This window comes from Barnesiella sp. (assembly GCF_022723415.1).
Lineage (GTDB): Bacteria > Bacteroidota > Bacteroidia > Bacteroidales > Barnesiellaceae > Barnesiella > Barnesiella intestinihominis.
Genome location: NZ_JAIJHU010000029.1, coordinates 1 through 13,079, shown reverse-complemented (window position 1 = coordinate 13,079; position 13,079 = coordinate 1). Strand labels below are relative to the sequence as shown.

At 44.5% G+C, this 13,079-nt stretch carries 11 protein-coding genes, 1 tRNA gene and 1 pseudogene; 11 read left to right on the top strand and 2 right to left on the bottom strand.

The features are described from left to right. Nucleotide 1 precedes the first annotated feature (1 nt). From yidD to QVD32_RS07330, 4 genes and pseudogenes are all read left to right on the top strand, one after another. A pseudogene (gene yidD, locus QVD32_RS07345) lies at nucleotides 2-220 on the top strand (membrane protein insertion efficiency factor YidD); the annotation flags it as partial. Beyond that, nucleotides 221-865 (top strand): TatD family hydrolase, encoded by a 645-nt coding sequence (locus tag QVD32_RS07340; protein ID WP_271686550.1) that lies wholly within the window; start codon nucleotides 221-223, stop codon nucleotides 863-865. Between the two features lie 928 nt (nucleotides 866-1,793). Continuing rightward, entirely contained in the window at nucleotides 1,794-3,944 is a 2,151-nt protein-coding gene (locus QVD32_RS07335; protein ID WP_021891759.1) for a TonB-dependent receptor plug domain-containing protein, read from the top strand. Nucleotides 3,945-3,950: 6 nt separating this feature from the next. Further along, nucleotides 3,951-4,817, top strand: coding sequence for a DUF4249 domain-containing protein (locus tag QVD32_RS07330; RefSeq protein WP_118687002.1), 867 nt, complete (start codon nucleotides 3,951-3,953; stop codon nucleotides 4,815-4,817). A 51-nt stretch (nucleotides 4,818-4,868) separates the two neighbouring features. Here the strand turns inward: QVD32_RS07330 and QVD32_RS07325 are convergent, their stop codons facing one another. Beyond that, complete coding sequence (locus QVD32_RS07325) at nucleotides 4,869-6,113, bottom strand: hypothetical protein (protein ID WP_008862982.1); 1,245 nt, start codon at nucleotides 6,111-6,113, stop codon at nucleotides 4,869-4,871. Between the two features lie 81 nt (nucleotides 6,114-6,194). After that, a complete protein-coding gene (locus tag QVD32_RS07320; RefSeq protein WP_008862983.1) occupies nucleotides 6,195-6,743 on the bottom strand; it encodes a UpxY family transcription antiterminator in 549 nt (182 codons plus the stop codon). Between the two features lie 189 nt (nucleotides 6,744-6,932). Here QVD32_RS07320 and tyrS point away from each other — a divergent pair, with 189 nt between their 5' ends. The 7 genes from tyrS to QVD32_RS07285 form a co-directional block, all read left to right on the top strand. Next, nucleotides 6,933-8,225 (top strand): tyrosine--tRNA ligase, encoded by a 1,293-nt coding sequence (gene tyrS, locus QVD32_RS07315; protein ID WP_118687112.1) that lies wholly within the window; start codon nucleotides 6,933-6,935, stop codon nucleotides 8,223-8,225. A gap of 80 nt (nucleotides 8,226-8,305) precedes the next feature. Then, nucleotides 8,306-8,376 (top strand) — tRNA-Gln (locus QVD32_RS07310). A 718-nt stretch (nucleotides 8,377-9,094) separates the two neighbouring features. Beyond that, nucleotides 9,095-9,970, top strand: coding sequence for a glycosyltransferase family 8 protein (locus QVD32_RS07305; RefSeq protein WP_021891756.1), 876 nt, complete (start codon nucleotides 9,095-9,097; stop codon nucleotides 9,968-9,970). A gap of 2 nt (nucleotides 9,971-9,972) precedes the next feature. Next, nucleotides 9,973-10,950 (top strand): glycosyltransferase family 2 protein, encoded by a 978-nt coding sequence (locus QVD32_RS07300; protein WP_021891755.1) that lies wholly within the window; start codon nucleotides 9,973-9,975, stop codon nucleotides 10,948-10,950. 14 nt (nucleotides 10,951-10,964) lie between these two features. Continuing rightward, nucleotides 10,965-11,942, top strand: coding sequence for a glycosyltransferase family 2 protein (locus tag QVD32_RS07295; RefSeq protein WP_021891754.1), 978 nt, complete (start codon nucleotides 10,965-10,967; stop codon nucleotides 11,940-11,942). After that, nucleotides 11,914-12,927, top strand: coding sequence for a glycosyltransferase family 2 protein (locus QVD32_RS07290; protein WP_229033577.1), 1,014 nt, complete (start codon nucleotides 11,914-11,916; stop codon nucleotides 12,925-12,927). Before QVD32_RS07295 ends, QVD32_RS07290 begins: the two co-directional genes overlap by 29 nt. Next, the coding region (locus QVD32_RS07285; RefSeq protein WP_287710194.1) for a glycosyltransferase family 2 protein at nucleotides 12,927-13,079 on the top strand (153 nt) is incomplete at its 3' end. The genes QVD32_RS07290 and QVD32_RS07285, both read left to right, overlap by 1 nt.

Below are 13,079 nucleotides of genomic sequence, written 5' to 3'. Positions count from 1 at the left end.
CATGAAAAAACTGCTATCGGCCATACTCCTGCTTCCTATCCGTTTTTACAAGGCATGTATTTCCCCCATGCTACCTCCATCGTGCCGATATGTACCCACCTGTTCTCAATATGCTATCGAAGCCATACAGATACACGGCCCGTTAAAAGGTTTGTGGCTGGCCGTCAAACGTATCCTGAGCTGTCACCCGTGGGGCGGTAGCGGTTACGATCCCGTCCCGATTAAAACGCCGACCGATATTCACACGCACCACGACCGCTACGGAGCCATCATCAGCACGACCCCCGAAGAGTTCCGCCCCGAACCGGGAAAGTTCTACTCCGTCGGGATGCACCCGTGGAGCCTGACCTCCCGCTCCAAAGAAACATTCCCCCTGTTGGAAACGATCGTACGAAACGAGCAAGTCGTGGCGATCGGCGAGACGGGACTCGACAGACTCAAAAGCGGAGTCGGCTATGAAGAACAATCGGAATACTTCAAACATCACATATATCTCTCTGAAAAGTGGCACAAGCCGCTCGTCATACACGCCGTCAAAGCATACGACGACATAATCCGCATCCATAAAGCAGAAAGACCTAAACAACCGTGGATTATACACGGATTCAGAGGGAAACCCGAAACCGCAGGGCAACTGATTCGAGAAGGGCTATATCTCTCCTTCGGAGAATATTACAACCACGAATCTTTGAAATTCGTACCACTCGACCGCTTGTTTTTAGAAACAGACGAGGGCAACATGCCCATCGATAAACTATATAGGAAAGCGGCACGCATACGTAATCTCTCGACTCACCGATTACGCAAATCGATAAAGGAAAACATCTCACGAATCTTTACGTTTCCCCAGCAATCCCGACAATAAGACTAAACTACTATTCCCTCCTGCTTATCATTCGCTTGTATTACCGACTCGACTCACATCACGATTCAGTAGAAAATCCGTGGGGATAGCGATGAGTTTTAGAGAATGAAATTCTTTTCGATAACCACAGGAGAGACTGATTCTTAATTAATTAACACCTCCTCCCTTGCCGTGTCCCGTAGTATTACGGAGAACTGTGTTAGCCATATAGAGGAGAGGGGTAAAATAGCCCCTCCCTCTGCTCGTCGCAAATGAATAGAGTGTTACTTTAAACTCCTCCTCTGTGTGGCGAAGCCATATAGGGGAGGTGGCACGCAGTGACGGAGGGGTTAAACAATACAATCGAACAACCTTTCTAACCCCTCTCCTCAGAAACTACCGTTCCTTCGGTCTCTCCCCTATATTTTGCACTGCAAAACACAGGGGAGAAAGAGCAATACCAACAGCAGTAACAAAATTGAGTACTCCCCTCTCTCTCTGCCGTGTCCCGTAGCATTGCAGGGAGTTGCAAAACAACATAGGAAGAAAAGGCTACTTTTCAATCCTCTCCTCCTGTGTTCCTGTAAGGAATATAGGGGGAGTGCCCGTAGGGCGAGGGGGTTAAAAAGATTATATAGGGGTAGAAATATAAAAAGACAGTCCTCACTAATTATCTACTGAGCCCACATACCTTTGTCGAGAACACGAAAATAGGATGCAATCCGGAATGAAAAACAGGCGAGTTCTCTTTTTCCGATACTCATCTTTCACTATCTTTGTAACTATGAAGATAGGTGCGGTTCGGCATAGTCAAGTCGGAAATAGGATTTCCGTTTGCCTCAGCACTCACCTTTCGCTATCTTTGCATAAAATGAATAACGGATTGTTCTCCGACAGAAATACCTAAATTGCTTCTGTCTTCGCTCACATTATTTTTTAAGAAAAAACTGTGTATCAAAAAATCACGATATTCCTATTAGTCGCATTGAACTGCTTCTCCAGCTTTTCCCAATCTGTCGAAAAAAAGGACACGACAGATACTCGCCATACGCTGAAAGAAGTAGAAATAACAGCTTGGCAACAACGGAAAATCTTGTCGGGCCTTCTTTCCGGGAAAATAAAATTGAATGTCGCCGAACTAAACACCTTGCCTCGTTTTTTGGGTGAAACCGATGCTTTAAGAACCATGAAGCTAATGCCGGGTGTATTGACTACCGGAGAACTAAACTCGGGATTTTATGTGCGAGGAAGCGAATCATCTCACAACCAGATACTTCTGAACGGAGCTCCCATATACAATGCTATGCACATGCTGGGTTTTTTCTCGGTATTCAATAGTGGGCACATGAATACCTTTACACTTTATAAATCTCACCTCGACGCCTCCAAAGGCGGTAGGCTATCCGCAACTCTCGATATGCAAACACGAGACACACTCGTCTCCAAACCGACTGTTTCCGGTAACATCGGAATAATCGCCTCGCAAGCTACGGTAGCTTTACCCCTCGGAAAGAAAGTTTCGGTATATCTGTCGGGGAGAAAAACCTATCTGGGACTTTTGGTAAAACCTCTTACAACCAAAATGACCGACACTCCGGTCGATTATGATTTCGAAGATTATAATGCCACTTTCGTATTCCAACCTTCGGAAAAAGATAAAGTAACCGCTAATTTTTATTACGGAAGCGATTACCTCGATATCGAAACCGGCATATACCAAACAGAAGGACGTATCAAATGGAGCAATATAGCAGCTTCGATACTGTGGAACAGGCCATTAGGGAGAATCGGAGAGATGACTCATACATTTTACATCACTCGGTATAAAAACAGACTGAGCATTTCTCAAAATCAATTTACAGCTTGGCTTCCTTCCGAAATTACCGATTACGGATATAAAAATATCTTCTCCTTTCGGGAAGAAAAATTTCTCGGTACATACGGGCTGGAATATGTATATCATCACATGTATCCTCAAATTGTGGAAACACAAGGCGCTTATACCATACACACCGACCCGGACAGTCGGTTATATCGCATACACGAAGGCGCTCTATTCATAAATGGCAAATACTTTTTCTCCCCCCGTCTATCGGCAGAAGCTGGATTAAGATATAGCGGAACGGCTCAATTCGGAAAGTTCAATTACCATACCTACCGACAAGGAGAAATTATCGACACTCAAACTTATGGAAAAGGAGAACTCATCAAGTTCTACGGAGGTTTCGAACCGAGAATTGCCCTTTATTTCCTACCGGGAAGCAACCAACGGATCTCATTAAGCTATAACCTCACCCGACAATATATCGGGCAAGTATCTTCTTCGAGTATCGGATTTCCTACCGATTTCTGGATGCCGGCATCCCGCAACATTCCGCCCCAACGAGCGCATTCTTTCTCTGCCGGGTACAGCATAGCTCTCGACCAAGACAACTACGAATTTTCATCGGAGCTTTACTACAAACGGCTGCACAACCAAATGGAATCGGCCGGAGCCCTCATCGACATGATCAGTCAACAATATATTATCGAAGACAAAATCTATATCGGCGGGGGATATAACTACGGTATGGAACTCATGCTTCGAAAAAACCGAGGTCGATTGACCGGCTGGATAGGGTATGCTCTCGGCTGGGCATATCGCCACACAGCACAAATAAACGACGGAAAACCTTATCCGGCCAAACAAGACCGGCGACACGACCTATCGATCGTAGCCAATTACAGAATAAACCGCCGTTGGGATTGCTCCGCCGTCTTTGTCTATGCAACGGGAAATGCCCTCACCATGCCCGAAAGCATGTATCTTGTCGGAGAAAATGCCGTTTGCGAATATGGACCGCATAACGGCGGGCGCATGCCGGCTTATCACAGACTCGATCTATCGGCGAATTACTGGATTTCCAAAAAGAAGAACACCGAGCAAGTTATAAATATCTCCTTATATAATGCTTACAACCGAAATAATCCTGCATATTTGGCTGTCGACATCATACAAGACAAAGATAAAAATGGTAAAAAAGACCAACTGATTATCCGTAAGAGGGGAAAATCCATTTACGGAATCATACCCTCTATCAGTTATTCATTTAAATTTTAAACTTTCATGAGCAAGTGTGCCTACATACTCCTGATATCAATAGTCACCCTCGGCAGTTGTAAAGTGAAATGGGACTTCGAGGTCGAGGATTTCGAACCGAAAATTGTAGTAGACGGTTGGATAGAATCGGGAAATGTCGCCTACGTGTGCCTTTCCCAAACCCGCCCGCTTAACTCGGTAGTAGATAGTCTGGCTTTCTCAGAAATTCCTATCCGCTGGGCAAAAGTCACCGTGAGCGACGGGCAAACAACAGAGGTACTTACCGGACGTATAGATACCGATTATACCCCGCCGTTTATCTATCGGGGAAGCATGATGACGGGTGAACCCGGAAAAACCTACACGCTCACAGTAGAATATTCGGGGCAAACGGTCACTGCCGTTACTACGATACCTCGTCCCGTTCCTTTATCTGATATAAAAGTAACCCGCAGCGCCGACAATGACACCCTATTTCAAATCAGTGCCTATATAAACGACGACTCCTCGGAAAAGAACTATTACAAATTTTTCACACGGGTAACCAATAAGGAGGGCCGGTTCTATTCTTCTTTTCTCGGTACCATAGACGATGCTATCGTTAAAGACAGTCAAACAGCCATTCCGGTTTATAAAGGAGTACATTTTACCTACACGACTAAATTTATCCCATTTTATAGCATAGACGATACCGTACAAGTAAAATTTACCCAAATACCTCAGCATGGTTTCGACTTTTGGAACAGTTATGAAAATGAAATAACCAATGGCCAAAATCCGTTATTCCCCAGCAATACAAACCTAAAATCCAATGTACAGGGAGGATTGGGGATTTGGTGTGGATATGGTGTAAAAATGTACGATCTGATTGTCCGTCGGGATTGTCAAGAGTAAAAAAAGAGGCGCTTAAAAAAGCGCCTCTTTTTATCTGAAATTATTAATTTCTTATTTGCAATATTTCACGAACGAAACAAATTGATCGCACAATGTCATTACACTTTGAAGTACATTACCGAAATCGGCTTCATTGAAATACTCTTCGAAACTGTATCTCGAATTATCGGATGCAAATACAATGACCGGCTCCACTTCATAATATTCATAGTGAGTGTCTCCATAACTATATTCATATTCCAAATAAGGCTGTGCCTCGACTGAGGCGAACGGAACCCCGTCTCCTGTGTATTGCATGTTCACGTCCATATATTGATTGTATACAGCAGCTTCGGCAATAGCATATTCCTTATCGGTAGAAGCATTGATATTATTCAAGGCATAAATCATCTCTTGAATTTTAGGAGCTGTACCAGCTACCATCAACTGAGAATTCACAACCGATGTAGTCGTAGCCGACAAGATGGAAGCAATAAGATCATCTTCTGTCATTTGAGGATTGACTTTGGAAGCATCTAATTGGAGTCCAGCAACAACACTCACGATATTGGCAGAAGCGATCTCCATCGAAGCAGAAGCCACAGCTTCGGAAGGTGATATATCAACATGGACTGCCCACGTATAATCGGCATTTGTTTTCAACGCTATCTCGCTATCGAATTTCAAGGAATTGATATCCAATGTAGTATTATTTACCGACAATTCGGCCAATTTATCAGCTCCCTTATTGACTGTCATCGTCACATGTTCAGGAACAAAGACGATAGTATTTTCGTCGGTTTGTATTTGTGTTTCTTTTCCGCTTTTTCGTATCGAGATGGACGACTCGACACCTTCGACTTCAAACACAAATTCGAGGACCTCGGCCGACGGAGTCTCCACCCATTCACGGGCAACTTCATCGAATGTGTAAATACCCGTTGGAATAGCTATATAATCCACTTCGGTAGCCAATACACTCAACACAACGGGATTGTAAGTCGTTACAGCTTTACGAATTACACTCATCATTCCCATCGGATTAGGTTCGATACCTTCACCCGGAGTCGGCCCGATTTCATCTTCAAACAAGCCATAATCGGCTTTATAGGCAAACGCATCGATAGTCTCTACCAACGTTTTATGGTCCTGAGGATTAATTTTTCCCAGAACCTCCATCGCACACTGTTCCAATTTAGCTTTGTTCTCTTGAGGAGTCAACTCGTTACCACCTGTTTTGTTGTTGTCTTCCCCGCAACCGAATAATAAAACCGCAGCTAAAACCACTGTAAAAGCTCTTTTCATCAATAGTTTCATATCATTATTTTTTATTAAATAAATGCAAATATATAAATATTTCACACCATTGGTCAAGCATAATATTATTTTATTAATATTTTACTTTTGCAATACCGGTTCGATCAACGACGGATGTACAAATGCCGTTGCCACAGCCATGACCCCTTCTATCGATACGACGACACGGCGATCTCCCTTAATACGAATGAAAATACCCTCGACCCCCGAAAATACTCCTCCGACGATACGCACCCGATCGCCCTCCCGCAGAGAGACGATCGTCGGGTCTAAATAAACGATCTGTTCGTCATAAGCACCCGCCACCGCTATAAAGCTGTGCATCTGCCTGTCGGGAACAACCAAAGGCCTGCGAGTTTCCCGGTCCATGATATAGCGTATGGGGACTTTCAAAGAGATATCCCGCTTTATCTCATCTAACTTTTCCCGAGTGGACCGGACAAAAACAAGATTATGAATAACCGGGACCAACTTTCTCACCTTTCGCTCACCTTTTATTACCTCCTTATACGACATAGGTATAAAAGATTCCATGCGGCAGCGGTCTAAATATTCCTTCAATGCCATCTCTCGGCTGTATGTCACCCGAATGGCAAACCATTGCTTGGCCTCCGGTTCATTTTTCCCCATAACGAATACTGAAAATAGGTTTGCGCAAAGTTAATCAAATCGTTCAATTATAATTTAAAATAAACCGAATAATCGAAAAAACAAATAATCGGCATTTTTATGGCCTGTTTATTTCAAAAGATTGTTTCTTTCGATAAAGAGTCGTACTTTTGCATCGAAACAATCAACATTAAATTAAGTTTTCATTCGATGAATTTTGTAGAAGAATTAAAATGGCGCGGAATGGTACACACCATGATGCCGGGAACCGAAGAACTTTTTGAAAAAGGAATAGTCACAGCCTATTTAGGTATCGACCCCACAGCCGATTCGCTTCACATCGGCCACTTATGCGGCGTTATGATGCTGCGACATTTCCAACGGTGCGGTCACAAACCCATAGCGTTGTTGGGCGGTGCAACCGGCATGATAGGCGACCCGTCGGGAAAATCGCAAGAACGTAACCTTTTGGACGAAAACACCTTGCGCCACAATCAGGAATGTATCAAAAAACAACTGAGCAAATTTCTCGACTTCGACTCGGATGCTCCCAATCATGCCGAACTGGTGAATAACTACGATTGGATGAAAGACTTTTCATTCCTCGATTTTGCCCGTACCGTAGGTAAACACATCACCGTGAATTACATGATGGCAAAAGATTCGGTTCAAAAACGTCTGAACGGCGAAGCCAGAGACGGGCTCTCCTTCACCGAATTTACTTATCAGCTTCTACAAGGTTATGATTTCCTGCACCTCTACGAGACCAAGAATTGCAAGTTGCAATTAGGGGGATCTGATCAATGGGGTAATATCACTACCGGAGCGGAACTTATACGCCGCACGAACGGCGGGGAAGTATTCGCCCTCACCTGCCCGCTCGTGACCAAAGCCGACGGAACGAAATTCGGGAAAACCGAATCGGGCAACGTATGGTTGGATGCCCGTTACACCTCTCCTTACAAATTTTATCAGTTCTGGCTGAACGTGAGCGACGAGGATGCCAAACGCTACATCAAAATCTTCACATCGATCTCCAAAGAAGAAATAGAGGCTCTGAGTGCCGAGCACGACGAAGCTCCGCACTTGCGCGTGTTGCAAAAACGTCTGGCCAAAGAGGTTACCGTAATGGTACACTCCGAAGCCGATTACGAAGCCGCTGTCGAAGCCTCTAACATACTATTCGGTAACTCGACATCGGAGCAACTCCATAAACTCGACGAAGATACCTTGCTCGCCGTGTTTGAAGGCGTACCCCAATTCGAAATATCCCGCAATACCGTTCTTGCAGGCATCTCGGCCGTAGAGCTGACGACCGAAGTAGCTGCCATATTCCCGTCGAAAGGTGAAATGCGGAAGCTGACACAAGGCGGCGGCGTATCCATCAACAAAGAGAAACTCGCCGCTCCCGACACGAAGATCGATGCAACTTACCTATTGAACAATAAATATATCATTGTACAACGCGGGAAAAAGAATTATTATCTGCTCATTGCAAAATAATTCGCTCAAAATTTGGCAAAGAAATAAAAACCGATTATCTTTGCCTCGCTTTTGAGGATAAGCCCTCAAAGTATAGAGTTTGGCTTATGGTGTAATGGCAGCACAACAGGTTTTGGTTCTGTTTGTCTAGGTTCGAATCCTGGTAAGCCAACAGAAAAAGAGCAGTGGAATCCACTGCTCTTTTTCTGTTTAAACAATTCTCGGCATGTCATCTTTCCAATCCCCCTCTTCGTCGCTATCGCTCCTCTGTTTCTCCCCTATATTTTGCGCAACAAAACACAGGGGAGAAGTGCACAATGTATCCTTATACCGAAACTGAAACACCACTTTCAATCCTCTCCCCCTGTGTTTCCGTTAGGGAATATAGGGGGAGTGTCCGCAGGACGAGGGGGTTAAAAAAACACTGTCAAAAAAATTCCTTGTAATATTTCTCAACCCCTCTCCTCAGAAACTAACGTTTCTTCGGTCTCTCCCCTATATTTTGCAATGCAAAACACAGGGGAGAAGGTGTAATACCAACATTGGGTATCCTTTCTCCCTCTACCGTATCCGGTAGCATTACGGGGTACTGCACATAAAATCGAAGCAGAGGCGAAAGGGGAATACATCTCAACCTCTCTCCTGGCCGTGTCCCGTAGTATTGTGGGGCACGGCCAGGAAGGAGGTTTTAATTAAGCAAGAATCAGCCCCTCCCAAAAGTCCGGTGATTATCGACAAGAATCTCATCGCTAACCCTACGGATTTTCTACCGAACCGGAAATTTCAGACGATAGCTTTCTCTTATCTATTTATAAATATTATCTTTGTCATAATAGAAATTGGAAAACTTTCGATTCATATATCGATTCTAATCAAAACCGAACACCTCGATGGACAACCTCCATATATTTTTCGCCCTGAACGACAGTTACACATCGCATTATTGCGTAACAATGGTATCTGTCTTGACAAATACCCCGAACCGTCATTGCCATTTTTATTTATTGACAGACTATATTTCGGAAAAGAATAAGAGGCGTTTTAGTCGAGTAGAAAAACAATACGCCAACTGCTCCATTCATTATCAACTCATTACAGAAAAAATATTCGATTCTTTTCACCGTAATATAGATTATTTGGTATCTCCTGTAAGCTACTACCGATATATCATTCCCGAACTATATCCGCAACTCGACAAAGCACTGTACCTCGACGGCGATTTAGTGGTAAACGGCTCATTAGAAAAGTTATGGGACACAGACATCACCGACTATCTATGTGCCGGCGCTCATGACCTGTGGGTAGAAAATATCAACTATAAACCCCAGATAGGCTTCTCGTCCGACGAACTGTATATCAATGCCGGAGTATTACTCCTGAATATACCCAAAATGCGGGAAGAAAAGATATACGAAAAACTATGCGAAACAACTATCTCGCTGGGAAAACAGATACAATTCCAAGACCAAGATATCATCAATATCGTGTGCCGTGGCCGAGTCAAAGAGTTGCCCGAAAGGTATAACTTCACGACCGAGAACGCCATCAAACATCCCGAAGAAAGAGACAGGGCCGTCATCGTTCACTACACGGGGAAAATGAAACCGTGGTCTATTTGGGACTGCCCTAACCCGCAAAGCCGTCTGTATTTCGACTATTTGAAAAAGACTCCCTATAAAAACGATATTTGGAGCTATCGGCTCAAAAGATCGAAATACAAAATCGTCCGCCGCTTCAAAAAAATATTCGGTATAAAATCTCGCTAAATATGCAACCCAGTGTATCTGTCATCGTACCGGTGTACAATATAGAACAATATATAGGGAAATGCCTCGACTCGATTATCGGTCAAACCCTGAAAGAGATCGAAATCATCGTTGTCGACGACGGCAGTACAGACGACTCGTCCCGAATTATAGACCGATATGCCCGAACCGATTCCCGTATCGTCGCCATTCACAAAACGAACGGAGGGGTCGTATCGGCACGAAATTGCGGAATAGCGCAGGCAACGGGGCTGTACATTCTGTTTGTCGACGGGGACGACCACTTAGCCCCCGACGCCTGCGAACGGCTTCTGAGAAAAGCGCAAGCGACCAGCACCGACATGGTCATCATGCGGTTCGACATCGAGTATCCTCAGCATAAAGAAGAACCCCGGTTCTGGTCACAAGACGAATACGACCCGGTTACAGCCATTCACACGATGGCGCACGAGGAGTTCCGATGGAGTCTTTGGTCTCGCCTCATGAGGAAAGAGTTGTTCGATCGTCCGGTGGACTGCCCTCCACAGCTTATTTTCGGAGAAGATGCCTATCAAATTACCCAATTGACCTACCGAGCCCAAAAGATAGTGACATTACGGGACAAAATCCTCTACCACTACACCGTCCGGGACAGTTCCGTATCGCAACATGCCATGACGCAGCAAAAAGCCGAGAGTATAGAATTATACCCGCAATTCATCGAACGGTTCTTACAACAGACTCCCGATAACGAAATGTTTCGGGAAGACATCGTTTACATTAAATTTCAGGCATATCTTATTCTGTTGTTAAAAAATTGGGAAACCGGCATGAAAGCTCGATGTCGATTTATGTCCCGCAGCTTGAAACAATATCCCCGATTGAAAGAGATATCCGAAGTAAAACGGTTCACCAAGCTCATTCATCTATATAGTTTCTCCTCTATTTTAGGAAAATTGTATATGAAATATTATATTCGCAAAGGAAAAATACGAATATAAAAACGCATGGTCCTATGCAACCCAGTGTATCTGTCATCATACCGGTTTACAATATAGAGAAACATCTCGAAAAATGCCTCGATTCGGTTATCGGTCAAACCTTGAAAGATATCGAAATCATTGTCGTCAACGACGGCAGTACCGATAATTCTTTGGATATCATTACGCAGTATGCCCGGAAAGATTCCCGTATCGTTATCGTCGACAAACCGAACGAGGGTCTTGCTTATGCCCGTAAATCGGGTATCGAAGCAGCACACGGAAAATATGTACAACATCTCGACGGGGACGATTTCCTCGAACCCGATGCTTGCGAACTGCTTTTCAAACGAGCAGAAGAAACCGATGCCGATATAGTCATTATGCGGTTTCTCATAGATTCACCTCGCGGACAAAAAGAACCGTCATTTTGGACACAAGACGAATACAATAATATCTCGGCTATCCATACGATGGCACACGAAGACTACCGTTGGAATTTAGTATTCCTTTTCCAACGTCGCGATCTACATGCTGTTCCCATCGACTACTTGCAAAATCTCACTTATGGAGAGGACGCTTACCAAAGCATACAAATCGCCTACCGGTCAAAAAAAATCGTAACCCTCAGGGACAAGCCTCTGTACCACTATGTGATTCGGGAAAGTTCTGTCACACAAACAGGAATGACCCGAAAAAAGGCCGAAAACGTCTTGCTATTCCCCAACCTCATCGAAACCTTTCTCGAAGGTACGCCCGAAAATAGGCAGTTCACAGAGGACATCGTTTACATACGGTTCAGAGCTTACTTCCTGCTGTTACTTAAAAACTGGCGGGAAGGAATGACGGAGCGCTGCCGATTTATGGCAGAGAGTCTCGCCAAATATCCGGCTCTGGAACAACTGGAAGAAGTCCGAAGATTCACTAAACTCATTCGCCTGTATGCACGTTGGCCGTGGTTGGGAAAGCTCTATACCGACTACTATGTACACAAAGGAAAAATCAAAGCCTAACGGAACTATGCCTGCCGTCTCTATCGTCATACCGGTTTATAACATCGGGAAATACCTTGAAAAATGTCTCGACTCGGTCGTCGCCCAGACATTCCCCGACATAGAAATCATCGTCGTCAACGACGGCAGCACCGACAACTCGCCGGAAATCATCGCCGGATATGCCGACAAAGACTCTCGTATCGTCGTCATCGACAAATCCAACGAGGGACTCGCCTACGCCCGTAAATCGGGCATCGAGGCAGCAAGGGGAACGTACATCTATCACCTCGACGGCGACGATTATTTAGAACTCGATGCCATAGAACTGCTCTACCGTAAAGCCAAAGAAGAAGATGCCGATATGGTAGTCTTCCCATTCTCTCTCGACTATATCGAATCCGGGAAATCCGAGCGTTCCATAGAGATAGCCGACGAGCATTTTACCAACACGGAGTTCTTTTCGGCAATCGCTTTTTCCAAAGCCCATTGGGGAGTATGGAGCTATCTGCACAAACGAAGTCTCTACGCTAACGGTGTTACATTCCACAAGGGTCTGAATTACGGCGAAGATGTTTTTCTCACCACGCAACTAGTTTATTTTTCCTCCCGAATCTCCGTATTGAAGAGTAAACCTCTTCTTCATTATATCATACGGGAAAGCTCCATTACCAACAGTCGTTTCAATGAAAAGAAAGCAAGAGATATTCTTCTCTACCCTTCATTGGTAAACGATTTTCTCAAAGACAAACCCGAATACAGTTCTTTACAAAAAGAACTCGGAGCCATTCGCATACAGGCAAACAATACCCTATTGAGTAAACGGTGGTTTAAGGATGCCCGTACTCTGAGCCGGGAATCTCATGCTATCCTGAAACAGTATCCCGATCTCAAACGTATTCCCCAAATCAAGGCCTTTCATAAACTGTTTACGCTTTATGCTCGCAGCGGTTTATTAGGAAGATTGTACGCCCAATATTATATTTGCAAAAAGAAAATCAAATAATGCCACCCAAAGTATCTGTCGTCATACCCGTCTACAACGTCGGTAAACAACTCGAAAAATGTCTCGACTCGGTCGTCGCCCAGACATTCCCTGACATAGAAATCATTGTCGTCAATGACGGCAGTACCGACAACTCGCCGGAAATCATCGCC

What these genes read in the sequence shown, in the direction of transcription:
- QVD32_RS07330 (WP_118687002.1), top strand. Translation starts at nt 3,951, where the DNA reads ATGAGCAAGTGTGCCTACATACTCCTGATATCAATAGTCACCCTCGGC.
- QVD32_RS07325 (WP_008862982.1), bottom strand. Translation starts at nt 6,113, where the DNA reads ATGAAACTATTGATGAAAAGAGCTTTTACAGTGGTTTTAGCTGCGGTT.
- QVD32_RS07320 (WP_008862983.1), bottom strand. Translation starts at nt 6,743, where the DNA reads ATGGGGAAAAATGAACCGGAGGCCAAGCAATGGTTTGCCATTCGGGTG.
- tyrS (WP_118687112.1), top strand. Translation starts at nt 6,933, where the DNA reads ATGAATTTTGTAGAAGAATTAAAATGGCGCGGAATGGTACACACCATG.
- QVD32_RS07305 (WP_021891756.1), top strand. Translation starts at nt 9,095, where the DNA reads ATGGACAACCTCCATATATTTTTCGCCCTGAACGACAGTTACACATCG.
- QVD32_RS07300 (WP_021891755.1), top strand. Translation starts at nt 9,973, where the DNA reads ATGCAACCCAGTGTATCTGTCATCGTACCGGTGTACAATATAGAACAA.
- QVD32_RS07295 (WP_021891754.1), top strand. Translation starts at nt 10,965, where the DNA reads ATGCAACCCAGTGTATCTGTCATCATACCGGTTTACAATATAGAGAAA.
- QVD32_RS07290 (WP_229033577.1), top strand. Translation starts at nt 11,914, where the DNA reads ATGTACACAAAGGAAAAATCAAAGCCTAACGGAACTATGCCTGCCGTC.